General features: G+C 30.8%; 22 protein-coding genes. 20 read left to right on the top strand and 2 right to left on the bottom strand.

Going from position 1 to position 24,137, the window contains the following annotated elements:
- The first annotated feature begins 4 nt into the window (after positions 1-4).
- The 12 genes from smc (at position 5) to HGI79_RS01170 (ending at position 12,080) form a co-directional block, all read left to right on the top strand.
- Positions 5-3,571, top strand: coding sequence for a chromosome segregation protein SMC (smc, locus tag HGI79_RS01225; protein ID WP_185648903.1), 3,567 nt, complete (start codon positions 5-7; stop codon positions 3,569-3,571).
- 192 nt (positions 3,572-3,763) lie between these two features.
- Positions 3,764-4,675, top strand: a complete 912-nt coding sequence (gene ftsY / locus HGI79_RS01220) for a signal recognition particle-docking protein FtsY (protein WP_185648902.1) — start codon at positions 3,764-3,766, stop codon at positions 4,673-4,675.
- A gap of 143 nt (positions 4,676-4,818) precedes the next feature.
- Positions 4,819-5,160: a putative DNA-binding protein gene (locus tag HGI79_RS01215; RefSeq protein WP_185648901.1), complete on the top strand. Its 342-nt coding sequence runs from the start codon at positions 4,819-4,821 to the stop codon at positions 5,158-5,160.
- A gap of 10 nt (positions 5,161-5,170) precedes the next feature.
- Positions 5,171-6,520 (top strand): signal recognition particle protein, encoded by a 1,350-nt coding sequence (gene ffh, locus HGI79_RS01210; protein ID WP_185648900.1) that lies wholly within the window; start codon positions 5,171-5,173, stop codon positions 6,518-6,520.
- 70 nt (positions 6,521-6,590) lie between these two features.
- A complete protein-coding gene (gene rpsP, locus HGI79_RS01205) occupies positions 6,591-6,839 on the top strand; it encodes a 30S ribosomal protein S16 (RefSeq protein ID WP_185648899.1) in 249 nt (82 codons plus the stop codon).
- A gap of 18 nt (positions 6,840-6,857) precedes the next feature.
- On the top strand, positions 6,858-7,085 hold the full coding sequence (locus tag HGI79_RS01200; RefSeq protein ID WP_185648898.1) for a KH domain-containing protein: 228 nt from the start codon (positions 6,858-6,860) through the stop codon (positions 7,083-7,085).
- A gap of 280 nt (positions 7,086-7,365) precedes the next feature.
- Positions 7,366-7,860, top strand: a complete 495-nt coding sequence (rimM, locus tag HGI79_RS01195; RefSeq protein WP_185648897.1) for a ribosome maturation factor RimM — start codon at positions 7,366-7,368, stop codon at positions 7,858-7,860.
- Complete coding sequence (gene trmD / locus HGI79_RS01190; RefSeq protein ID WP_185648896.1) at positions 7,845-8,564, top strand: tRNA (guanosine(37)-N1)-methyltransferase TrmD; 720 nt, start codon at positions 7,845-7,847, stop codon at positions 8,562-8,564. The genes rimM and trmD overlap by 16 nt, the downstream gene beginning before the upstream one ends.
- A 135-nt stretch (positions 8,565-8,699) precedes the next feature.
- Positions 8,700-9,047: a 50S ribosomal protein L19 gene (rplS, locus tag HGI79_RS01185; protein ID WP_185648895.1), complete on the top strand. Its 348-nt coding sequence runs from the start codon at positions 8,700-8,702 to the stop codon at positions 9,045-9,047.
- 50 nt (positions 9,048-9,097) lie between these two features.
- Positions 9,098-9,622, top strand: coding sequence for a signal peptidase I (gene lepB / locus HGI79_RS01180; RefSeq protein WP_185648894.1), 525 nt, complete (start codon positions 9,098-9,100; stop codon positions 9,620-9,622).
- 498 nt (positions 9,623-10,120) lie between these two features.
- Positions 10,121-10,963, top strand: a complete 843-nt coding sequence (gene ylqF / locus HGI79_RS01175; protein WP_185648893.1) for a ribosome biogenesis GTPase YlqF — start codon at positions 10,121-10,123, stop codon at positions 10,961-10,963.
- Positions 10,964-11,318: 355 nt separating this feature from the next.
- Positions 11,319-12,080: a ribonuclease HII gene (locus HGI79_RS01170; RefSeq protein WP_313885168.1), complete on the top strand. Its 762-nt coding sequence runs from the start codon at positions 11,319-11,321 to the stop codon at positions 12,078-12,080.
- Between the two features lie 72 nt (positions 12,081-12,152).
- Here HGI79_RS01170 and HGI79_RS01165 read toward each other — a convergent pair whose 3' ends face one another.
- Complete coding sequence (locus HGI79_RS01165) at positions 12,153-12,521, bottom strand: YraN family protein (RefSeq protein WP_185648892.1); 369 nt, start codon at positions 12,519-12,521, stop codon at positions 12,153-12,155.
- Positions 12,522-12,960: 439 nt separating this feature from the next.
- Between HGI79_RS01165 and HGI79_RS01160 the strand changes: the two genes are divergently transcribed.
- Positions 12,961-14,478 (top strand): YifB family Mg chelatase-like AAA ATPase, encoded by a 1,518-nt coding sequence (locus HGI79_RS01160; RefSeq protein WP_185648891.1) that lies wholly within the window; start codon positions 12,961-12,963, stop codon positions 14,476-14,478.
- Between the two features lie 101 nt (positions 14,479-14,579).
- Here the strand turns inward: HGI79_RS01160 and HGI79_RS01155 are convergent, their stop codons facing one another.
- On the bottom strand, positions 14,580-15,398 hold the full coding sequence (locus HGI79_RS01155) for a TIM barrel protein (protein ID WP_185648890.1): 819 nt from the start codon (positions 15,396-15,398) through the stop codon (positions 14,580-14,582).
- Between the two features lie 297 nt (positions 15,399-15,695).
- Between HGI79_RS01155 and dprA the strand changes: the two genes are divergently transcribed.
- The 7 genes from dprA (at position 15,696) to frr (ending at position 24,028) form a co-directional block, all read left to right on the top strand.
- Complete coding sequence (gene dprA / locus HGI79_RS01150) at positions 15,696-16,784, top strand: DNA-processing protein DprA (protein WP_185648889.1); 1,089 nt, start codon at positions 15,696-15,698, stop codon at positions 16,782-16,784.
- Positions 16,785-16,939: 155 nt separating this feature from the next.
- The gene (topA, locus tag HGI79_RS01145; RefSeq protein ID WP_185648888.1) at positions 16,940-19,063 is read left to right on the top strand and encodes a type I DNA topoisomerase; all 2,124 of its coding nucleotides are present in this window, start codon (positions 16,940-16,942) and stop codon (positions 19,061-19,063) included.
- Positions 19,064-19,703: 640 nt separating this feature from the next.
- On the top strand, positions 19,704-20,480 hold the full coding sequence (gene codY, locus HGI79_RS01140; RefSeq protein WP_185648887.1) for a GTP-sensing pleiotropic transcriptional regulator CodY: 777 nt from the start codon (positions 19,704-19,706) through the stop codon (positions 20,478-20,480).
- 452 nt (positions 20,481-20,932) lie between these two features.
- Complete coding sequence (gene rpsB, locus HGI79_RS01135; RefSeq protein WP_185648886.1) at positions 20,933-21,634, top strand: 30S ribosomal protein S2; 702 nt, start codon at positions 20,933-20,935, stop codon at positions 21,632-21,634.
- 73 nt (positions 21,635-21,707) lie between these two features.
- Positions 21,708-22,628, top strand: coding sequence for a translation elongation factor Ts (gene tsf / locus HGI79_RS01130; protein WP_185648885.1), 921 nt, complete (start codon positions 21,708-21,710; stop codon positions 22,626-22,628).
- Positions 22,629-22,715: 87 nt separating this feature from the next.
- Positions 22,716-23,432 (top strand): UMP kinase, encoded by a 717-nt coding sequence (gene pyrH / locus HGI79_RS01125; protein WP_185648884.1) that lies wholly within the window; start codon positions 22,716-22,718, stop codon positions 23,430-23,432.
- Positions 23,433-23,470: 38 nt separating this feature from the next.
- A complete protein-coding gene (gene frr, locus HGI79_RS01120) occupies positions 23,471-24,028 on the top strand; it encodes a ribosome recycling factor (RefSeq protein WP_185648883.1) in 558 nt (185 codons plus the stop codon).
- Positions 24,029-24,137 lie beyond the last annotated feature (109 nt).

Below are 24,137 nucleotides of genomic sequence, written 5' to 3'. Positions count from 1 at the left end.
TGGAATGTATTTGAAATCCATTGAAGTAAGAGGTTTTAAATCTTTTGCAGATAAAACGGAATTAATTTTTAAAAATGGTGTAACGGCAATTGTAGGTCCTAATGGTAGTGGCAAGAGCAATGTATCCGATGCTGTAAGATGGGTATTAGGTGAGCAAAGTGTAAAAAGCTTAAGAGGCGGCAAGATGGAAGATGTAATTTTTGCTGGTACTCAGTTTAGAAAACCAGTAGGTTTATGTCAAGTATCATTAACTTTAGATAACCAAGATAAAAAATTGCCTCTAGAGTATACGGATGTAACTATATCTCGAAGACTATACAGGTCAGGTGACAGTGAGTATTACATAAATAACACTCAATGCAGACTTAAAGATATTCATGAGCTTTTCATGGATACAGGTATAGGGAAAGAAGGCTATTCAATAATTGGTCAAGGAAAAATAGAAGCGGTTTTAAGCGGCAGACCAGAAGAAAGAAGAAGTCTTCTAGAAGAGGCAGCGGGCATAGTAAAGTTTAAATGGAGAAAAGAAGAGGCTCAGAAAAGGTTAGAAAATACAGAAGCTAATCTTGTTAGAATAGATGATATTTTAGGTACTTATGAAGAAAGACTTGAACCCTTACGTATTGAAAATGAAAAAGCAAAAAAGTTTGTAAAGCTTTCAGAAGAGCTTAAAGGAAAAGAGATAAATGTAGTAATTTATTCTATAAAGAATGTGCAAGAGAGCATAGATAAAATTGAAGGCTCTATTAACGCCTTAAATATAAATAATGAAGAATTAAATTGTGAGTGCAGTGAACTTAAAAATAGAATCCAACTGTTAAATAAAAATTTTGAAAATGAAAGTTTAAGAGCTGACAACTATAAAAAGCAATACTACGATAATAAATCTAGAAAGCAACAAATGCAATCAGAAACAAAGCTTTTAGGTGAGAGGTTAGAAAACTTAAATAAATTTATTTTGAAAAATTCTAAAGAGCTGGATGAAATTACTTATAAGTTAGACACAGCGTTATCAACTAAAAGCATTCAGGATAAAGAAATTAGTATTTTAAGAGAAAAGCAAAAGGAAATAAATAAACAAATAGTTACCTTTGAAGATGATATAAAAAATGCAACCTTAGATATTTCAGATAAGGATCATTTAATAAAGAATTTAAAGAATGATCAAATAGAATATCTAAGCATTATATCAAACTTAAAAAACAATATAGCTATTGTAAAAAATGATATACAGTTACTTAAGGAAAAAGCTGATAGTATAAAAAATTCCTGTGAAAGTTATGTACACTCAATTAAGATCAATTCTAGCACTAAAGATGCTTTCTTAGCACAGATTGAACATATCAAGGTTAAGATACAGGAACTTGAACATAGAATAAAGAATAACAAGCAACAGATCTGTGGTATGACAAATAATTTATCTGATAAAGAAAATCAACTGAGACAGTTAACAAATAATCAAAGTAAGTTAGAGGCAAGTCATAATATGCTTGTTAACCTAGATAAACAATATGAAGGCTACAATAGAGCCGTAAAAACTCTCATGAATGATGTGAGTAAAGGTAAAACTAATATAGATAAAGAAAGTTGTTTTGTATTAGGTGAAGTTATTCATGTGGAAAAAAATTTGGAAATAGCTATAGAAATAGCCTTAGGTGGTGCTATTTCAGATATCATAACCAGTGATGAAAATATTGCTAAAACACTTATAAAGTATTTAAAGGATAACAATATAGGTAGAGCCACTTTCCTTCCACTTACAATAGTTAAAGGTAAAAAAGCCTTAACAAGTAAAGGTATAGATAAACTAAATGGATATGTTGGTATTGCCAGTGAATTAATAGGTTATGATAAAATATTTACTAATGCAATTGAATACATACTGGGCAGAACTATAATATGCACAGATATGAACAGTGCTCTTAATATAGCTAAGTACAGTAACTATAGTCTTAAGATAGTTACATTATCAGGTGAAGTTGTGAATCCAGGAGGATCTTTAACTGGAGGAAGCTTATATAATAAAGGAACTAATATAATAGGAAGAAAAAGAGAGATTGAGGAGTTAAGTATAAAGATAAAAGACAATAGTGAAAATATAAATAACTTAAACTCCGAAATACAAAGTTATAGAAAAAATATTAAGCTTTTAGATGAAGAAAATCTGAATTTAAAAGATGAAATATATCATGAAAATATTGAAATTACAAAAATAAAAGGAAAAATAAACACTATTGATAGTGAAAGTGAGAAACTGAGAGAAACTTTAAAGATATCAAATAATGAAATAGATTTGATAAATGAAAAAGTTAATCATGGTTATAAAGATTTAAAAGAAAAAGAGGAACAGCTAGAAAAGCTTTCTAACAAACAAAAAGAGAACGATAACTTAATTGTGGAATTAGAAGATACATTAAAATATAAGAGTAATGAAATAGAAGCCATAAAAGAGAAGTTTACAGAAACAAAGATAAAGAGAGCTAAAATAGATGAAAATGTATTAAGTAAAAGCGAAGCCTTAAATAATATAAATAATACAATAGATGAGCTTAAGCAAAAACAAGCTGCTATGAGTGTAGAAAATAAAAGTTCTCAAGAAGATATATATAGATGTAAGCTTCAAATCCAGCATAATGAAGATCAGTTGATAAACATTGAAAAACTTATCTTAGATATGGAAGAAAAGATTAAAGAGCAGGATGTAGAAATAATTAAGATAAAGGAAAAAATTAAAATAGACACAGAAAGATTAGAAAGTATAAATCTAGTAATAAATAAAAAAGAAGAGCAGTTGCATAAGGAACAAGTTGCTTTAGCAAAAACTACTACAGAGAAGGAAGCATTATATACTAAGCTCAATGAAGAACTAGAAATTACTTATGCGGAAGCGCTAGAATATAAAGTAGATATACAAAATATAGATGACTATAAGAAAGATATTATAAGTTTAAAGAATAATATATCTTCTCTTGGAGTAGTAAACCTTGGAGCCATTGATGAATATAAGGATTTAATAGAAAAAGTTAACTTTATGAGTGCTCAAAGAGAAGATTTGGTAAAGGCAAAGCAAGAATTAACTGATGTGATAAACGAAATGACAGAAAAAATGAAGATAGTATTCAATGAAAACTTTAATAAGCTTAGGAAAAATTTTAATGAAACCTTCAATGAGCTTTTTAAAGGAGGAAGTGCAGATTTAATTCTGACAAATGGAGATGAGCTTACTGGCAACATAGATATAACCGTTCAACCACCAGGTAAAAAATTACAGAATATAAACTTAATGTCCGGTGGAGAAAAAGGATTATCAGCTATAGCACTGCTTTTTGCTATTTTAAAAATGAAGCCTACTCCATTTTGCATATTAGATGAAATAGAAGCAGCTTTAGATGACGCTAATGTTAGCAGATATGCAGAATTTTTAAAAAAGTTTTCTGAAAATATACAGTTTATTGTAATAACACATAGAAAAGGAACTATGGAAGCTAGTGATGCACTTTATGGCATTACCATGGAGGAAAAAGGAATATCCAAGGTAGTTTCTGTTGATTTTAGTAAAGAAGCTTCTTAGGGCATCTGAAAAAAAATAACTAGCCAATTTAACGGGTGATTTTGTGTAATACTGCGTTGGCAGAACCCGTTAATAGTCCAACTATTGACGGGACCTGCCGCCTTGTCTTACGCAAAATTCCCTCGTTAAAATTGACTTGTTATTTTTTTCAGATGCCTAAGATAAATAGATTTAAATACAGGAGGAAAACAAATGTTTGGAGGTTTTTTTAATAAACTAAAAGAAGGACTTACAAAAACAAAAGATAACTTTACAGAAAGAATAACAGATATGCTCAGTGGAGCTATGACTATAGATGAGGACTTATATGAAGAATTGGAAGAAATATTGATAACAGCAGATATAGGTGTTGATACTACCTTAGATATTATGGATAGATTAAAACAGAAGATAAGAGAGAAAAAAATAAAAGATCCTTCTTTAGTTGCTGGGTGTTTAAAAGAAGTTATTATTGATATATTAGGTGAAGATAAAGGCAGTATAAAGCCTGAAAAAACTCCTGAAGTTATTCTGATTATAGGTGTAAATGGAGTTGGAAAAACCACATCTATAGGAAAAGTCTCTTCACAACTGAAAAATCAAGGCTATAAAGTATTAATGGCTGCTGCTGACACCTTTAGAGCTGCAGCTATTGATCAGTTGGAAATTTGGAGCAATAGAGCAGGAGTAGATATTATAAAGCACCAAGAGGGATCAGACCCTGCAGCGGTAGTATTTGATGCAGTCCAGGCAGCAAAGGCTAGAAAAGTTGATGTGCTTATTTGTGATACTGCAGGAAGACTTCATAATAAAAAGAATCTTATGGATGAACTTGGTAAAATAAATAGAGTTATAGATAGGGAATATAGTGAGGCTAATAGACAAACTCTTTTAGTTCTTGATGCAACAACTGGTCAAAATGCAGTGCAACAAGCTAGACAATTCATGGAAGTATGCCCTATTGACGGTATAATATTAACAAAATTAGATGGAACAGCTAAAGGCGGAATAGTTATTTCTATTAAACATAGCTTAAATATTCCTGTTAAATTGATAGGCGTAGGAGAAGGCATAGATGATTTACAGGAATTTAATCCAAGGGAATTTGCAGAAGCTTTATTTTAAAATTAATTAGAAAGTGTTAAGTAGAAATACTTGACATCAATTCTGAAGTTTGATATTATATAACTCGTTGGGTTGAGAAATTAGATTTTCATTCAATAAGAGTTAAGGAAGTGAGATTGCAGCGTTGTGTTGCAGAATATCTTATGGAAGAAAGAGTGCAACTTTCTATATTGTTAGATTTATATGGTGAGCTTTTAACAGATAAGCAAAAAGATATTATGGATTTATATTATAATGATGATTTATCTTTAGCGGAAATATCTGAAATTACAAACACTAGTCGCCAAGCAGTACATGATATTATAAAAAGGTGTCATAAGCTGCTGATGCAATATGAAGATAGATTAGGCTTGATGGAACAAAGGTTAAAATTGGAAGAGGCTAAGGCCCATCTTTTAAAGTTAACCAATTTGATAAATGTAAGTGACAGTGAAAGCTCAAAAATACTACAACAAGTTAAGGAATATATAATAGATAATTTTTAGGAGGAATAGCATGGCTTTTGAAGGATTAGCTTCCAAGCTTCAAGAAACTTTAAAAAAGCTTAGAGGTAAAGGTAAGCTTTCAGAAAAAGATATAAAAGATGCTATGCGAGAAGTAAAACTTGCACTTCTAGAAGCAGACGTTAATTATAAGGTAGTAAAAGATTTTATAAAAAGCGTTAGTGAAAAGTGTACTGGAGAGGAAGTTCTCCAGAGTTTGACTCCTGCACAGCAGGTTATAAAAATAGTTAATGAAGAACTTAAAAATTTGATGGGAACTAGCGAAAATGGTATTCAGTATTCTTCCACAGGTATAACTATTTTAATGTTAGTTGGTCTGCAAGGTGCTGGTAAAACTACTATGGCTGGAAAGCTTGCACTGCAGCTTAGGAAGAAAAATAAGAAACCACTTTTAGCCGCTTGTGATATATATAGACCTGCAGCTATTAAGCAGTTACAGGTAGTAGGTAAGCAAATTGATGTGCCTGTTTTTACCATGGGAGATAAGGTAACAGCTGTAGATATATCAAAAGGTGCATTAGAATATGCAAAGAATAATGGATTAAATGTAGTTATAATAGATACAGCAGGTAGACTGCATATAGATGAAGAATTAATGGATGAGCTTAAAGACATCAAAGGAAGTCTTGACCCGAGTGAAATATTACTGGTGGTTGATTCTATGACTGGTCAAGATGCTGTTAATGTTGCCAACAGTTTCAATGATCAATTAGATATAACCGGTGTAATATTGACAAAGCTAGATGGTGATACAAGAGGCGGAGCAGCTCTGTCTATAAAAGCCATGACTGGTAAACCTATAAAGTTTATAGGTGTTGGGGAAAAAATGAACGATTTAGAGGTGTTTCACCCTGACAGAATGGCATCAAGAATACTAGGTATGGGTGATGTGCTTTCCCTTATTGAAAAGGCACAACAATCCATAGATGAAGAAGAAGCTAAAAAACTAGGAAGCAGAATGATGAGTCAAGAGTTTAATTTAGAAGACTTTCTTTCATCTATGCAGCAAATGAAAAAGCTTGGGCCTCTCAATAAACTCATAGAAATGATTCCTGGAGTAAATACCAAGGAATTGCAGGGAGTAGATTTAAGCGGAAGTGAGAAGGAATTAAAAAAGATAGAAGCTATTATCAGCTCTATGACTATTAAGGAAAGAAGAAATCCATCATTGGTAAGCGGATCTCCTTCTAGAAAAAAGAGAATAGCTCAAGGATCAGGAACTACTATACAGCAGATTAATAAGCTTTTAAAAGATTTTGAAAATATGAAGAAAATGATGAAACAAATGAAGGGTATGCAAAAAGGATTTAAAAAAGGAATGTTTGGAAAAATGCCTTTTTAATAATCTTTAATATATTTAATAGTTTTACAGATAAATTTATATACACAATTACTTGAAGGAGGTGATACTAATGGCAGTAAAAATCAGATTAAGAAGAATGGGTGCTAAAAAAGCTCCGTTTTATAGAATAGTTGTAGCAGATTCAAGATCTCCAAGAGATGGTAGATTCGTAGAAGAAATAGGTTACTACAATCCAACAACTGAACCAGCTACTATCAAAGTTGATGAAGAAAAAGCTGTTCAATGGATAAAGAATGGTGCTCAACCAACAGATGTTATTAAAAGACTTTTCACAAAAGCTGGATTAAACCAGAAGTAATAACTGGGGGTGTATTGAGTGAAGGAATTAGTTGAAATTATAGCTAAGTCATTAGTTGATAACCCAGATATGGTTCAGGTTAATGAAATTGCTGGAGAGCAATCTTTAATTCTCGAACTTAAAGTTGCACCAGATGATATGGGAAAAGTAATTGGAAAACAGGGAAGAATAGCTAAGGCTATAAGAACTGTTGTTAAGGCAGCAGCTACGAAAGAAAACAAAAGAGTTGTTGTGGAAATAATATAAGAGTTAGGGTTACCTAACTCTTATATTATTTATAAGGTATTAGAGGCATCTTCAAAAAATAATAAGCCAATTTAACGGGTAATTTTGTGTAATACTGCGTTGGCAGAACCCGTTAATAGTTCAACTATTGACGGGTTCTGCCGCCTTGTCTTACGCAAAATTCCCTCGTTAAAATTGACTTGTTATTTTTTTCAGATACCTTAAAATTACTAGTATCTAAAATAGTATTATTTGGCTATAATAAGACCTAAGGAAATCTATAACTAGGAGGCTATATAATATGAAGGAATTTTTAACTGTTGGACAAATAATAAATACACATGGTATTAAAGGTGAATTGAAAGTCTATCCTTTGACTGATGATATAAAAAGATTTAGAAAGCTGAAAAAAGTTTATATAGATGGCGTTGAAAAACAGGTAGTATGGTGCAAATTGCAAAATGATAAGGTTATATTAAAAATAGAAGGAATAGATTCTATAGAAGATGCTATGAAATGTAAAGAAAAGTACTTAGAGGTTTCTAGAGAAGATGCAGTAAAACTACCAGAAGGTAGATATTATGTTGCTGATATAATCGGCTGCAGAGTAGTAGATGAGGATGGACTAGATCTTGGGGAAATTTACGATGTAATTCATACACGTAATAATGATGTGTATTGGATTAAAGAAGGTAAGGAGCTTTTAATTCCTGTGCTTAAGGAGATTGTACTTGATATAGACGTAGAAAATAAGAAAATTCTAATTAAACCGGTGAAAACATGGCTTGCAGAATAGATATCTTAACCTTATTTCCTGAAATGTTTGATATATTTAATCATAGTATAATTGGAAAAGCCAAGCAAAAAGGAATTATAAATATAAATACACTTAATATAAGAGATTATACTTTAGATAGACATAAGAAAGTTGATGACTATCCCTATGGCGGTGGTGCGGGCATGGTTATGACTGCTCAGCCCATAGTAGATTCCATAAGAGCAGCAAAACAACTTAACAAAGGTAAAATTATCTTTTTAGGACCTAGAGGAAAAACCTTTAATCAAGAAATATCTAAAGAATTAGCTAAAGAAAATGAATTAATATTTCTTTGTGGACACTACGAAGGTATAGATGAAAGAGTATATAAGTACATAGATATGGAAATATCCTTAGGTGATTTTGTCCTCACTGGTGGTGAAATGGCCTGTATACCCGTTATAGATAGTATATGTAGGATTATACCAGGAGTACTTTCAAGTAGTGAAAGTTATACAGAAGAATCCTTTTATAATGGTTTATTAGAATATCCACAATATACAAGACCTGAATGCTTTGAAGGAGAAAATGTACCTAAGGTATTAGTTTCAGGACATCATGAAAATATAAGAAAGTGGAGAAGACTCCAGTCCTTAAAAATAACAAAAGAAAGAAGACCTGATTTATTTAAACAAATAAACCTTTCGAAAGAAGATAAAAAAATGTTATTTGAAGGAAGATAAAGTTTGGTAAAAGTCAAATTGTGTATTGATAAAAATATATGTATATGATACAATAAATTTTGTGCTACACAGGCGCTCCGCTGTCTGCAGAATGCTGGGCAAGAACGTCGAATAATAATTAGGAGGTAATGCACAATGTTAGAAGTAATAAGAGCAATAGAAGCTGAACAAATTAGAACTGATTTACCACAATTTAACGTGGGTGATACTGTAAAGGTTCATGTAAGAATCAAAGAAGGAAACAGAGAAAGAATTCAAGTTTTCGAAGGAACAGTATTAAAAAGACAAAATGGTGGTTTAAGAGAAACTTTCACAGTAAGAAGAGTAGCTTACAACGTTGGAGTTGAAAGAACATTCCCTGTAAACGCACCTATAATAGAAAAGATTGAAGTAGTAAGAAGAGGTAAAGTAAGAAGAGCTAAACTATTCTACCTAAGAACTAGAGTTGGTAAGGCTGCAAAAGTAAAAGAAATATTAAGATAAAAACGGGGCTTTTGTAAGTCCCTTTTTTGTATGTTAAGGCGGTGAATATATTGTTAAAAGAATTGATAGAACTTGGGAAATCTATAATTATAGCTATAATAGCTGCATTTTTAATTATAACTTTTGTGTTTGAAACTGTAAGTGTAGATGGACACTCCATGGACCCTACCCTTAATAATAAAGATAGACTTATTGTAGAGAAGGTAAGTTATTATTTTAGAGTACCTAAACCAGGTGATATAGTAGTAATTAAGTATCCTGCAGACCCAAAGGAAAAGTTTATTAAAAGAGTAGTAGCTGTAGGTGGAGATAAGGTAAAGATAATAGATAATAAGTTGTACATAAATGATAAACCTAAGGATGAACCATATATTCTTGAGCAAAATATGCGTGATTTTAGCGAGGTTACAGTACCTAAGAATACAGTTTTTGTATTAGGAGACAATAGAAATAACAGTAGAGATAGTAGATTTTTAGATGTAGGCTTTATAGACTATAAAATGGTGGTAGGAAGAGCAGCACTGAGAATATATCCATTTAGTAGGGTTGGAACCTTAAGATATATAGGTTCCTAGTTGGAAACTTAACTTACACGACCGAATATGTTGCCAAACTTCAGCACGTTAAAAACTTTTAATCAGTCTAAAGTTCGTGTTTAAGCAGAGAGCCAAAATCTGTGATTTTGTGCGAATCGGTTAAGCAGACATACAAAATCTGTGATTTTGATATGGTCGCTTACTCTGTGAGTACTCCTCTGACGGAAGGAAGAGGAGTTTCATTATAAATTTACAAGAACCTTATATAAACTCGCTGCGCTCTGTCGGACCGACTTATCAATTACCATTGATAAGTCGCTGGTGAAAAGCCATTTAGGCTTTTCACCATATATAAGGTTCTAAGGTTTTCTAAAACACTTCGCTAAGACTGATAAAAAAGTTTTTAAATGTGCTTCAGCTTTGTCAACATATTCCTACGTATAAGTTAAGTTTAGAGCTAGAAATCCTATAAATAGAAATAATTAAAATTAGTTAAAATAACCCTTTTGGCGTTAACACATAGAAAGGAAGAATTATATGGCTATTAATTGGTTTCCTGGACATATGGCGAAAACTAGAAGAGAAATTAAGGAAAACTTAAAACTGGTTGATGCTGTAATAGAAATAAGAGATGCAAGAATAGTTAGATCTAGTAAAAATCCAGATGTTGATGATATATGTGGTAATAAACCTAGAGTAATACTATTAAATAAAAGTGATTTATGTGAAGAAAAAATCACTAAAGAGTGGATAAAAAGCCTTTCAACAGAGAATATCCGAGTAATTGGAGTAAATTGCATCACTGGAGAGGGATTGAGAAATATCAAACCCTTACTAAATGATCTTCTAAAAGAAAAGCATGAAAGAATGAAAAACAAAGGGATTGTTAAAATAGTAGATAGAGTTATGGTTGTTGGCATACCTAACGTTGGGAAGTCTTCATTCATAAATAAAATGGCAAAAAGTAATATAGCAAAAACAGGTGATAAACCAGGAGTAACAAAAAGTAGACGATGGATAAAAACAAAGTTAGACATTGAACTTATGGATACACCTGGAATATTGTGGCCTAAACTGGAAAGCGAAGAAACTCAAATCAACTTAGCTTTTACAGGGGCAATTAAAGACGAAATACTAGATATAGAAGGTCTTGCACTTAGACTTATAGAAGAACTGCAAAAAAACTATGGTGACAGACTAATGACAAGATATAAGCTCCAGGAATTAAGTGAAGATCCACTGGAGAACATGAATAACATAGGAAGAAAAAGAGGGGCAGTAATCTCTGGAGGAGAAATAGATTATAATAGAGTAGCGGTTATGCTTTTAGATGAATTTAGGGGAGGAAAGTTGGGACCTATTTCATTAGAAAGACCGTAACAACATTTTATTCCATGACTAAGTTTCAGAGAGAGTAAGGCTTCCACTGAAGCAAGAATTCTATTAAGGCATCTTCAAAAAAATAACTAGCCAATTTAACGGGTAATTTTGTGTAATACTGCGTTGGCAGAACCCGTTAATAGTCCAACTATTGAGGTCACCTGCCGCCTTGTCTTACTCAAAATTCCCTGGTTAAAATTGAGTTGTTATTTTTTTCAGATGCCTAATATAACATTTAGTAAATTGGAGAACAAAATAAGTGAAAATAGATATATTAGATAAGAGCTTTTATGAAATAGAAAAACATTTGTTTGAGGATAGTAGTAAAGTTAACTTTACTACAGCGAAAACATACATATTACATCTTGAAAATAATTATTTTGAATTTGAAAATGAAAAGTTTTCTAATACTATAGAGTATTTGAAGAAAGATAGCAGAAAAAATATCCAAGGTTTAGGAGAGCATTTAGAGAAATTCCTAATAAAAAAGCAAGAGGAAATCCATAGAGTTAAATCTATGTATGATTTTGATAAAGGCTTTGGTAATCACATATATGTTGCTGGAGTAGATGAGGTTGGTAGAGGACCTTTAGCAGGTCCTATTGCTGCTGCCGCTGTTATATTAAAACTAAGATATGAAGAAGATAGAGAATTAATACTAGGAATCAAGGATTCAAAAAAGCTTTCTCAGAAAAATAGAGAAAGTTTATCTAGATTAATAAAAGAAAAAGCAGTGGATTATAATATTTCTGTTATAAATAGTTCAGAAATTGATGACAGAGGAATCGCTTGGTGTAATAATGAAGTGCTTAAAAGAGCAGTATTAGGATTAAAGATTACTCCAGACTTTGTAATATCTGATGGGTATTCTGTAAAAAACCTAAACATGGATAATGAATTTGTAATAAAAGGTGATGCTAAAAGTGCAAGTATAGCTTGTGCTTCTATAATTGCAAAGGTTTATAGAGATGATTTGATGAAAGAATATTCTAAGACTTATCCTAGTTATGGTTTTAACAACAATGCTGGATACGGTACTGAAGAGCATATTCAAGCCATAAAAAAATATGGTACTTGTAAACTACATAGATTAAGTTTTTTGAAAAACATAATATAATATGGTTTTACCAGAATGGCACTTTTTATATAAAAAGTGTCATTCTATATATATTAGTAAAGTTCAATAAATTTACAATTGAAAAGCATCTTTAATAAGCCTTATAGAGGGTATATTATTATAGTGATTTAGTATAATTTCTATGACGTCAAATCTAAAATTGAATTTAAAAAGTTTTTTACGCATAATATAGGCTTCAGCAGTCTTATAAATTTTACGGCGTTTAGAATAAGTAACAGATTCACAGGGGTTTCCATATATTGATCCATATCGTGTTTTTACTTCTATGAAGCATATATAGTCTTGGTCACGTCCTATAATATCTATTTCACCTATTTTACATCTAAAGTTTCTATCTAGAACAGTGTAACCTATTTGTCTTAAGTAAGTTTCAGCAATCTCTTCGCCCAGGGAACCTATATCCTTGTTAAAAGAATGCATAAATTCGCTCCTTTCAATATAATCTATATATTTATATGTATATTTTAACCAATTTAACTAAATATATAAAGAGTTTTACAAAATATAGTTAACTATATTTAAAACTTATATAAATTTAGTAAGGCTAGTAACAATAAATATATATATTTGCAATTATAAATAAAAGCCTTTTGGTTTCAGAATTTTTAGTTAATTATGCTTAAATAACAACTTTCTAGTTATGAATTTTAAATATACAAAATCAAATAATAAGTAGGAATGGTTTTGATGAAAATAAAGTATTGTCATGTTTTAATTTTAGCAATATTACTGGGTTTTGTAAATACGATTGATATTACTGAATATCCTTAAATTCTGCTTCATTGATATTTATAGCCTTGATTTTAAAAAACTGTATATAAGTAATTTTAATTGTCAAGAATCTAACAGAGGTGATATTATGGCAGTTAAAATTACTACAGCAGCTTTTAATGGTATAGATGGAGTAATTGTATCCGTAGAGGTAGACATAGAAAGAGGTTTGCCTTGTTTTAATATAGTAGGTCTTGCAGATACTTCAGTAAAAGAATCTAGAGATAGGGTAAGAGCAGCAATAGTGAATTCAGGCTTTGAATTTCCTATAAATAGAATAATTATTAATCTTGCTCCAGCGGATATAAGAAAGGTAGGGGCATTATTTGATTTACCTATAGCCATAGGTATTTTAATTGCTACAAATCAAATCAGCTTTGAAGATGCAGATAAGTTTTTAATTACCGGAGAGTTGTCTTTATCTGGAGAACTTAAAAAGGTTAGAGGTATGTTACCTATTTCAATAGAAGGAATAAGAAATAGCATAGATAACTTTATTGTTCCTTTAGATAATGCTGAAGAATGCTCAGCAATTAAACAAGGCAAGGTTTATCCTTTTGAAAACTTAAAAGAAGTAGTAGCATACATAAAATATAGAGATTTAATGCCTTATACATACAAAGGATGTAATAGTAATTATGAAAATACCATAGATTTTGAAGATGTAATAGGGCAAGAAAGTTGTAAAAGAGCTGTAGAAGTTGCTGCAGCAGGTAGCCATAATTTGGCCATGATTGGTCCACCAGGATCAGGTAAAACCATGATAGCACAAAGAATTCCAACCATATTACCAATGCTTCATTATGAAGAAGCTTTAGAGGTAACAAAAGTATACAGTGTATCTGGAAACTTAGATGAAAAACGAGGACTGATGTTTGAAAGGCCTTTTAGAAGTCCCCACCATACCACAACAGCAACAGCTTTAGTTGGTGGAGGAAGCAATTTAATGCCTGGAGAAGTATCTCTTGCTCATAATGGAGTTCTTTTTCTAGATGAAGTATTAGAGTTTAAAAAAAGTGTTCTAGAAGTTTTAAGACAGCCAATAGAAGATAAAATAGTTAAGGTTTGTAGAGTATCAGGTACGGTGACTTATCCTTGTAATTGTATGGTAATACTTTCAGCTAATCCGTGTTATTGTGGTTTTCTAGGGTCAAATAAGCAGTGTACCTGTAGTGATTATGAAAAAAAGCGATATATAAGTAAATTATCTGGTCCAATGTTAGATAGAATTGATCTGTTCACATTTGTAAATACTTTAGCTTATAAAGACATAAAAAATAAAACCAAAGGGGAAACCTCAAAGGATATTAGAGATAGAGTTGAAAAAGCAAGAGAAATTCAAAAGCATAGATTTTCAAAGGAAAGTATATATTGTAACTCTCAGATGGATGGAAGGCTTATAAGAAAGCACTGTAAGTTAACTGAAAAGACTAATAAAATTCTAGAGAGAATTTATGACAAGTATAATTTGAGTACCAGAGCTTATAGTAGAATACTAAAGGTTTCTAGAACTATAGCGGATTTAAATGAACATGATAGTATAGATGAAATTGATATAATTGAAGCTTTGCAATATAGAAGGTTTTTAAATGAAGAAATAATATAATTAATATAATATTTAAAAGCATGAAATTAAGCTTATTAAGCTTAGTTTAAAAAACAAGCATTATAGAAAAGCACAGCTAAGATATCTGTGCTTTTAAATATTTATACTTTTTCGTAAGTTGCTTTTAATAATAAAGCATCTTTCTCAAGAATAGGACTTTCACATATAATGCAGCCTTTTACATGAAAATCTTTCAAGGCTTTCATACAATCAATATACTTAAAATCACTTTCTCCTAGCGGTAGGTGATTTTTTTCACCTTTTTCACCGTAATTAATTCCTGATATATGCATATGTAAATTTTCTAAGGCTGCTTTTCCTAGTTCATCTGATATAAATTGTAAGGTTTCAGCAAAATCGTCATAGGATTTTAGTTTACCATTATATCTAGCGTGAACATGAGAAAAGTCAATACATAGCTTACAGGTTTTAACTTCTTTACAAAGTGAAACTAATTCTTCAATAGTTCCAAACTGAGTTCCCTTACCTGTGGTTTCTAATCTGTAATCTATTCCTAGTTGTGGTAATTTACTTAAATTTTCTTTGATTGTGTTGTAGGTTTCCTTTTTTGAATCTTTAAGATAAAAACCTGGATGAAAGACTAGACTTCTACCCTTAACTTTTAATAAACCTTCTGCTCCTTTCAAAATTCTTTCCATGGATTGTTCCTGTTTTTCATTCTCATCTGCATTTAGGTTTATATAGTAAGAACCATGGGCGGATAAGTAAAAATCATTTTCGATTTTTGCCTTTAATACCATATCTTTATTTTTATCTGTAATATTTACAGAACGTACAAAAGGAAGTTCCATTGCATCTAAACCAATAGACTTTAAATAGGGTATTGCAGAAGTATAATTAAATTTTTCATTACCATTGCCAATAGGAAGGCCAGATATACCAAATAACAATTTATCCATAAGAGTTATCTCCTTTACATGTAAATAATAAAGTTTTTACTTGTTGTGTAAATTTTTATCTTTAGTTAACAGGTAAAATAACATCTTTAATTTCTAATTTCGAAGGTTTTTTTAATTATTAATCAAGTAAATACTAATATAACATAGAAATTGAAAAAATTCAGCAAAAGTTATTAATATTCATATATAGAAATAAACAGAATTCTTGGATTTAGGGGAGAGTTAAAATATTTTTATGAATAAAAATAATGTATTGTGACAAAAATTAAAAAATAATCTATATAGAGGAGAAAAAACATGAATAAATATGATCTGTGGTTTAGTATGGTTAAGCTACCCAACAAAGTAAAACTTAAATTAGTAAAAGAATTTAAAAGCATTGAAGATATATGGTATTACTGTAATTGTAATAACAGAAAGATATTTAATGATGAAGAAGAGAGTAAAATTAAGCATGAACTAAAAAAAGCTTGGGATACTGTAAAATTAGAAGCTGCTTTAAAAAAGTCCTCTGAAGAGGGTATGAAAATTGTGAATTTTAATGACGAAAGATATCCTAAAAAGCTAAGAGCTTATGAAGATTCCCCTAGTGTATTATTTTACAAAGGGAATATAGATAAGTTAAATCATGCTGTTAGTGCGTCTATTGTAGGATCAAGAAACTGCAGTATTTATGGAAGAAATGTTGCAAGTTTGATTAGCAAAGAGCTTGCGGCTAATAGTGTAAATATAATTAGCGGTATGGCAAGAGGTATTGATGCTTATGCTCATAGTGCTTGTATTGAAAGAAAAGGATACACATGTGCAATTTTAGGTTCCGGTATTGATGTAATATATCCTAAAGAAAATAAAAAGCTATATTATAGTATTTTAGAAAATGGGTGTATAATTTCAGAGTTTTTTCCTGGTACTAGGCCTAATAATTATAATTTTCCTGTTAGAAACAGAATTATTAGTGCATTAAGTAATGTAGTTATTGTTATTGAGGCTAGTGAAAAAAGTGGCTCACTTATTACCGCAAATTTAGCAGCAGAGCAAGGAAAAGATGTAGTTGCTGTTCCTGGATCAATTTTTTCTGATCAAAGTAAAGGGACAAATAAGTTAATAAGGGATGGAGCCTATCCTTTTACTGGTTTTCAAGATTTATTTGAAATTTTGAATACTCCTTACAAAGAAAATTCTAATAAAAATATTAAAAAATTAATTGACATTGAAAAAACTTTGTGTACTATTATATCAGATACACCTATACATATAGATGACATATTTAGGAAGACTAATATTGACATAAAACGATTATATGAGGTATTATTTGAATTACAGCTTAGAAATGAAATAATTTGTCTGGCAGGTAATTATTATGCAAAAGTGGAAAGTAAACTATAATGCTAAACCAATTTAATCAAATTTAAATCAGGTATATTTATTTAAATATAGAATAGTATTTAGTAAATGTAAAAAGAATAGTAATATAGTTATATTAGTTAAATAATAAGGGGGTGCAGAAACTCTGGTTTAGGTAATGCTGGCCGGAGTACAAGATGGGACAAAAATTAGTTATAGTTGAATCACCAGCCAAAGCTAAAACTATAGGGAAGTATTTAGGTAAGAATTATGTAGTAGAAGCATCAATGGGACATGTAAGAGACCTCCCTAAGAGTCAATTGGGAGTTGATATAGATAATGAATATAATCCTAAATATATAACTATTAGAGGAAAAGGAGAATTATTAGATAAATTAAAGAAGGAAGCCAAAAAAAGTGAAAAAATTTACTTGGCAACTGACCCTGACCGAGAGGGAGAGGCAATATCCTGGCATCTAGCTCATATTCTTAAGCTAGAAGAACAAGAGAAATGTAGAATAGAATTTCATGAAATTACCAAGAATGCAATAAAGAATGCTATTAAAGAACCAAGAGAAATAAATGCAAACTTAGTTAATGCTCAGCAAGCTAGAAGAGTGTTAGACAGACTAGTTGGTTATAAAATAAGTCCTATACTTTGGAGAAAAGTAAAATGGGGTTTAAGTGCAGGAAGAGTTCAATCTGTAGCATTAAAAATGATTTGTGATAGAGAACATGAAGTTTTAGAGTTTGTTCCTAAGGAGTATTGGACTGTTGAGTGTAGTCTTTATAAGAAAAATACAAAAAAGTCTTTTGCGGTAAGACTAACAACTTATAATAAGAAAAAATTAGAAATTAATAATAAAGAAGAAGTAGATAAGATAATAGAAGATCTTAATAATGGAGAATTTAATGTAAAAAATATAAAAAAGACTGCTAAAAACAAGAATCCACTTCCACCCTTTACAACTAGTACTCTGCAGCAGGATGCATATAGAAAACTAAATTATTCTACAAAACGAACCATGTCTATAGCACAGCAACTATATGAAGGTGTAGATATTAAAGGACATGGTACCGTAGGACTTATTACATACATGAGAACAGATTCTGTGAGAATAGCAGTAGAAGCGCAGAAAGCGTGTAAAAGCTTCATTACTGATAAGTATGGGGATAACTATATTCCAAAAGAGCCAAGAAACTTTAAGGGGAAAAAGAATGCACAGGATGCTCATGAAGCTATAAGACCTACTGATGTAAGTATAACTCCTGAAATAGCTAAAGAGAATTTAAAGGATGAGCAATATAAGTTATATACTTTAATATGGAATAGATTTGTAGCTAGTCAAATGGCTTCTTGCATTATGGATGTCACATCTATAGACATAGAAAACGGAAAATATGGACTTAAAGCAAGTGGATCTATTATAAGATTTGATGGTTTTATGAAAGTATATGAATATGCTACTGAAGAGGAAAGTGATGATATAAACTTGCCTGAACTAGAGCAGGGAGAAAATCTTGTGAAAAAGTCTATAGATGGTAAGCAGCATTTTACTCAACCGCCTCCTAGATTTTCAGAAGCTACATTAGTAAAGACTCTTGAAGAAAATGGAATAGGAAGACCAAGTACCTATGCACCTATTGTATCTACGCTATTAGAAAGAAAGTATATTGAAAGAGAAAAGAAAACATTAAAGCCTACTGAGTTAGGGGATATAGTTAACAATATAGTAAGCGAATATTTTAAACAAATAGTGGATGTAGAATTTACTGCAGATATGGAAGGAAAACTAGATAATGTTGAAGACGGTAAAGAGAATTGGAATCAGGTAGTAGATGAGTTTTTTGAACCGTTGAAGGAAGCTATAGAAACTGCAGAGAAAGAAGTAGCAAAAGTAACTATTGAGGACAAAGTTACAGATATAAAGTGTGAGAATTGTGGAAAGTACATGGTTATAAAGCATGGACGATTTGGAGACTTCCTAGCATGCCCAGGTTATCCAGAATGTAAGAACACAAAAGCTATAGTAGAGGAAATTGATGTAAAATGCCCTAAATGTAGTGATGGAAAGGTATTAGTTAAAAGAAGCAAGAAGGGCAGAAAGTTTTTTGGTTGTAGTAATTATCCACAATGTGATTTTGTAAGTTGGTTTGAACCCGTTGAAGAAAAATGTACTGTTTGCAATAGCTATATGATGAAGAAGTATAGTAAAACAAAGGGAAACTATTTGCAATGTGCAAACACCGAATGTAAGCATATAGAGTATAAACCTTCCAGTAATACTGATAGCAAAAGTGAAGATAACAATGCACAATAGTAAAAAATAAATATTCACTAAATGTATTTGAAATTTTTTTAATATCTTACTTCAATTTTAATTTTAGATATCTAAAATTAAAATTGGAGTAAGATATTTTATAATTCAGCCCGTAAAATCTTGTACTCTAGTGGTGGAGGTTATAGGGGTTAAACTTGCCAAAATTTATGAAAAGATTGTTAATCTAGGAATAGATTTCTTAACCAAAGTGATTTTAAGACTTATAAATTAAAACCAAATTGTGGTTCTGAAAGTTAACTACAACAGAAACTACCGTAGTTAGGTCTGCGGAAATAGTAGCTTGTGGCATAAAAGAAGCAGGAAGCCTCATTCTTTGTTGGTATAGTGAGTTTAAATTTGCATGATTTAATTCTATATTTTAAAATAGATAAAAAAAATAATTAATATGTCGAATTTTATGAAAACGCAGTTGAAAAATAATTTTCGTTATGTTATTATATTTAATGGATAGATGATAATTCTAAATATTTCAAAAAGTCTAAATTGTTAGTAGGATGGATTAACCAATTCAACTAATGAGGTTTTAAAATTACATACAAGGCTTCAAGATGAAAAGCTGAGAGTAAGGGTTATTATTTATATAAATAAAATTGTAAGGAAAGCATAGGGAGGAATAATAATGACATCATTGTTAAATAAAACAAGAATGTTAAATAAGATATTACAAAAGTCAGGAACAGAACCAGTGGTTTTTGATGATATATGCAAATTACTAAGTGATGTTTTAACATGTAACGTATATATTATAAGTAGAAAAGGAAAAATATTAGGTCATAATTTTTCATCAGGATTTGAATGCGATATTATTAAAGATAAAGTTTTAAATGAGATGAGATTTCCAGAACAATATAACAACAAGCTTCTAGGTACTCATGAAACTCTTTCAAATTTAACTAATAAAGGCATTTGTGTTTATGATGAAGATAAAGACTGTGAATTACAAAATAAGTTAACTACTATTGTTCCTATAATAGGAAATAGAGAAAGACTAGGAACTTTATTACTTGCAAGATTTGATGAAATTTTTACAGATGAAGATTTAGTTTTAGCTGAATATAGTGCTACTATTATTGGATTGGAAATATTAAGATCAAAGCATGTTGAAATCGAAGAAGAAGCAAGAAAGAAAGCTGTTGTTCAGCTTGCTATAGGTACTTTATCTTATTCAGAACTAGAGGCAGTAGAACATATATTTAATGAACTAGATGGAACTGAAGGATTACTTGTAGCATCAAAGATAGCTGATAAAGTAGGCATAACTAGATCTGTTATAGTTAACGCACTTAGAAAATTTGAAAGTGCTGGTGTTATTGAATCAAGATCTTTAGGTATGAAAGGTACACATATAAGAATACTTAACGAAAAGTTATTGGATGAATTAAAGAAAATTAAGTAGTGTTTTTTGCGTAATATCATAAAAAATATGATGTTGATAGAAGTTTTATATAATACGTATTAAAGGTTTGGATTTATTTTTAATCTAAACCTTATTTTTATGTGTTAGTAAAATTAATAGAGATTGTTATATAGATGTATAAGCATTTATTAATGAATATAGTGTTTACTAATTGTAGTGTTTGTTAATTATAGTATCTAATTCAGTATAAAATTTATGAAACATGATAATAATATGTCTATGAAGTATTATTCTATGCCATTTTACTACTATTAATAAAAAGATAAAATTTTAGTATATAAATTTGAAAATGTTGTTGAATAGCATTAATGCTTGTGATATACTACAAAAGGTAAGAAAATACACACATTATCCAATCTATAAAATGGTGCTTGAAAAAGTATTTTATAGATATGACGATAGTGGAGGAAAAACCTAGGAGGGAAAATATTATGTCAGTTATTTCAATGAAACAATTATTAGAAGCAGGTGTTCATTTCGGACATCAAACAAGAAGATGGAACCCTAAAATGGCTCCATATATCTTTACAGAAAGAAATGGAATCTACATAATCGACTTACAAAAAACTGTTAAAAAAGTTGAAGAAGCTTATGATTTCATAAGATCAGTATCAGAAGAAGGAAAAGATGTTCTTTTTGTTGGAACTAAGAAGCAAGCACAAGAAGCTATTGAAGAAGAAGCTGTAAGATGTGGAATGCATTTTGTTAACAATAGATGGCTAGGTGGTATGATGACTAACTTTACAACTATAAAGGCAAGAATAAGCAAGTTAGCTGAATTAGACACTATGGAAGAAGATGGAACATTTGAAGTTCTTCCTAAGAAAGAAGTAATAAAGCTTAAGAATGACAAAGAAAAGTTACACAAGAACTTAGGCGGAATTAGAAACATGAATTCAGGAAACGTTGGTGCATTATTTGTAGTTGATCCAAGAAAAGAAAAGAATGCTATATCAGAAGCTAAGATTCTTGGTATTCCAGTTGTAGCCATAGTTGATACAAACTGTGATCCAGATGAAGTTGATTACGTTATACCAGGAAATGATGATGCAATAAGAGCTGTAAAATTAATAACAGCTAAAATTGCAGATGCTATTATAGAAGGAAGACAGGGAGAACAATTAGCTGAATAATTTATTGGGGTAGATGAAGAAAAAATATTTCTTCATTTACCTTTTAAATTGAGTTTTAGAGGAGGCGTTAACGATGATATCCGCACAGATGGTAAAAGAACTAAGAGAAAGAACTGGAGCAGGAATGATGGACTGCAAAAAAGCTTTAAATGAAGCTAACGGAGATCCAGAAAAAGCTGTAGAAATATTAAGAGAAAAGGGCTTAGCAGCTGCAGCTAAAAAAGCTGGAAGAGTAGCAGCAGAAGGTATAGTTAAAACTTACGTTTCAGAAGACGGAAAGAATGGTTCAATAATAGAAGTTAACTGTGAAACTGATTTCGTAGCAGTTAACGAAACATTTGTAGAATTTGCTGAGAACCTTGCTAAACAAGCAGCAACTACAGAAGCAAAAACAGTTGAAGAATTCCTTAATGAAAAGTACATAGTTGATGAAAGCAAAACAATCCAAGAAGCTGTAACAGATTTAATAGCAAAACTTGGAGAAAATATGGCTGTAAGAAGATTTGAAAGACTTGTTGTTGAGAATGGAGCAATTCAAAGCTATATTCATGGTGGCGGAAGAATTGGTGTTCTTGTAAAAGTTGAATCTCAAAATGCAAGCCCTATATTAGGAGAAGTAGCAAAAGATGTAGCTATGCAGGTTGCTGCAACTAATCCTCCATTCTTAAATAGAGACTCAGTAAATAATGAAACTTTAGAAAAAGAAAAAGAAATTTATAGAGTTCAAGCCTTAAACGAAGGAAAACCTGAAAAAATCGTTGAAAAAATGGTTGTAGGTAGAGTACAAAAATATTATAAAGAAAACTGCTTAGTTGAACAGGTTTGGGTAAAAGACCCTGATTTAACTATTGAAAAATACCTTCAGGCGAAAGCAAAAGAAACTGGTGCTCCAATAATAGTATCAGCTTTTGTAAGATTTGAAAAAGGCGAAGGAATAGAAAAGAAAGAAGAAAATTTTGCTGAAGAAGTACAAAGGCAGATACAGGGTAAATAGTAACTGAAAAGAGAACACTGCGTGTTCTCTTTTTTTAAAGTATAAATTTTGTAATATATAATTTTTTATAATTTGGAGGTATAATATATGTGCAGTGCTAAATACAAGAGGGTTATGCTGAAACTTTCAGGAGAAGCTTTAGCAGGAGAAAAGGGATACGGTATAGATTTTGAAATTACTAACACTATAGCTGCAGAAATTAAAGCTTTAGTAGATATGGGTGTAGAGGTAGGTGCTGTTGTAGGTGGCGGAAACATCTGGAGAGGTAGAAGCGGAGAAGGTATGGATAGAACTACTGCAGACTATATGGGAATGCTTGCTACCTGTATAAATGCCTTAGCACTTCAAGATTCTTTAGAAAATATAGGCATGAAAACTAGGGTTCAAACAGCTATTGAAATGAAGGAAGTTGCAGAACCATTTATAAGAAGAAGAGCAATGAGACACTTAGAAAAGAATAGAGTTGTTATATTTGCAGCTGGTACAGGTAATCCATATTTTTCTACTGATACCACAGCAGCTTTAAGAGCAGCGGAAATAGAAGCGGAAGTTATACTTTTAGCTAAAAAAGTTGACGGAGTTTATGATAAAGATCCTCACAAATACAACGATGCTAAGAAATTTGACAAATTAAACTATATAGAAGTTCTAGAGAAAGGACTTCAAGTTATGGATTCTACTGCAACATCTTTATGTATGGATAACGATATACCTATATTAGTATTTGGATTAGACAATCCAGGAAACATAAGAAAGGCAGTTTTAGGAGAAGAAATTGGGACATTAGTATCTAAAGAAAAATAATAATAGAGTTAAAAAACAAGTAATAAGGAGGTATTTTTATGATTAAAGACATTTTAAACAAAGCAGATGAAAAAATGACTAAAACTATAGCAGTATTAAAAAAGGAATTAGCTTCAATGAAAGCTGGAAGAGCTAATCCTGCTATGTTAGATAGAATAGAAGCTGAGTACTATGGTGCTACGACTCCACTTAATCAATTAGGAAATATAAGTGTGCCAGAACCAAGAATACTTATGATTCAACCTTGGGATAAGAGCTCTATTAAGGCTATTGAAAAAGCAATATTAAAGTCAGACTTGGGTTTAAATCCATCTAATGACGGAGAAGTAATAAGGCTTATTATACCAGAGTTAACTGAAGAAACAAGAAAAAATATAGTAAAGAATGTAAAAAAAGCAGGAGAAGATTCTAAAGTTGCAATTAGAGGAATAAGAAGAGATTGTAATGATAAAATAAAGGCATTAAAGAAAGATAGCGAAGTATCAGAAGATGAAATTAAAAAAGCTGAAGATGATATACAAAAAAAGACAGATAACTATATTAAAGAGATAGAAAAGATAATTGAAACAAAAGAAAAAGAAATCATGTCTATTTAATATGCTAATGTAAAATTTATGTCAGGTGGGGGATTTGTCTTATCTGATTGTTAGTTGAACCAATCCACCAGCATCAGTCCGTACACCCTCTAATATAGAAGCGGGAATA

The sequence above is a fragment of the Clostridium sp. DJ247 genome, assembly GCF_014231265.1.
Note: the sequence above shows the minus strand (reverse complement) of the source record. Positions and strands in the feature narration are given on the sequence as shown.

What these genes read in the sequence shown, in the direction of transcription:
- smc (WP_185648903.1), top strand. Translation starts at nt 5, where the DNA reads ATGTATTTGAAATCCATTGAAGTAAGAGGTTTTAAATCTTTTGCAGAT.
- ftsY (WP_185648902.1), top strand. Translation starts at nt 3,764, where the DNA reads ATGTTTGGAGGTTTTTTTAATAAACTAAAAGAAGGACTTACAAAAACA.
- HGI79_RS01215 (WP_185648901.1), top strand. Translation starts at nt 4,819, where the DNA reads ATGGAAGAAAGAGTGCAACTTTCTATATTGTTAGATTTATATGGTGAG.
- ffh (WP_185648900.1), top strand. Translation starts at nt 5,171, where the DNA reads ATGGCTTTTGAAGGATTAGCTTCCAAGCTTCAAGAAACTTTAAAAAAG.
- rpsP (WP_185648899.1), top strand. Translation starts at nt 6,591, where the DNA reads ATGGCAGTAAAAATCAGATTAAGAAGAATGGGTGCTAAAAAAGCTCCG.
- rimM (WP_185648897.1), top strand. Translation starts at nt 7,366, where the DNA reads ATGAAGGAATTTTTAACTGTTGGACAAATAATAAATACACATGGTATT.
- trmD (WP_185648896.1), top strand. Translation starts at nt 7,845, where the DNA reads ATGGCTTGCAGAATAGATATCTTAACCTTATTTCCTGAAATGTTTGAT.
- rplS (WP_185648895.1), top strand. Translation starts at nt 8,700, where the DNA reads ATGTTAGAAGTAATAAGAGCAATAGAAGCTGAACAAATTAGAACTGAT.
- ylqF (WP_185648893.1), top strand. Translation starts at nt 10,121, where the DNA reads ATGGCTATTAATTGGTTTCCTGGACATATGGCGAAAACTAGAAGAGAA.
- HGI79_RS01165 (WP_185648892.1), bottom strand. Translation starts at nt 12,521, where the DNA reads ATGCATTCTTTTAACAAGGATATAGGTTCCCTGGGCGAAGAGATTGCT.
- HGI79_RS01160 (WP_185648891.1), top strand. Translation starts at nt 12,961, where the DNA reads ATGGCAGTTAAAATTACTACAGCAGCTTTTAATGGTATAGATGGAGTA.
- HGI79_RS01155 (WP_185648890.1), bottom strand. Translation starts at nt 15,398, where the DNA reads ATGGATAAATTGTTATTTGGTATATCTGGCCTTCCTATTGGCAATGGT.
- dprA (WP_185648889.1), top strand. Translation starts at nt 15,696, where the DNA reads ATGAATAAATATGATCTGTGGTTTAGTATGGTTAAGCTACCCAACAAA.
- topA (WP_185648888.1), top strand. Translation starts at nt 16,940, where the DNA reads ATGGGACAAAAATTAGTTATAGTTGAATCACCAGCCAAAGCTAAAACT.
- codY (WP_185648887.1), top strand. Translation starts at nt 19,704, where the DNA reads ATGACATCATTGTTAAATAAAACAAGAATGTTAAATAAGATATTACAA.
- rpsB (WP_185648886.1), top strand. Translation starts at nt 20,933, where the DNA reads ATGTCAGTTATTTCAATGAAACAATTATTAGAAGCAGGTGTTCATTTC.
- tsf (WP_185648885.1), top strand. Translation starts at nt 21,708, where the DNA reads ATGATATCCGCACAGATGGTAAAAGAACTAAGAGAAAGAACTGGAGCA.
- pyrH (WP_185648884.1), top strand. Translation starts at nt 22,716, where the DNA reads ATGTGCAGTGCTAAATACAAGAGGGTTATGCTGAAACTTTCAGGAGAA.
- frr (WP_185648883.1), top strand. Translation starts at nt 23,471, where the DNA reads ATGATTAAAGACATTTTAAACAAAGCAGATGAAAAAATGACTAAAACT.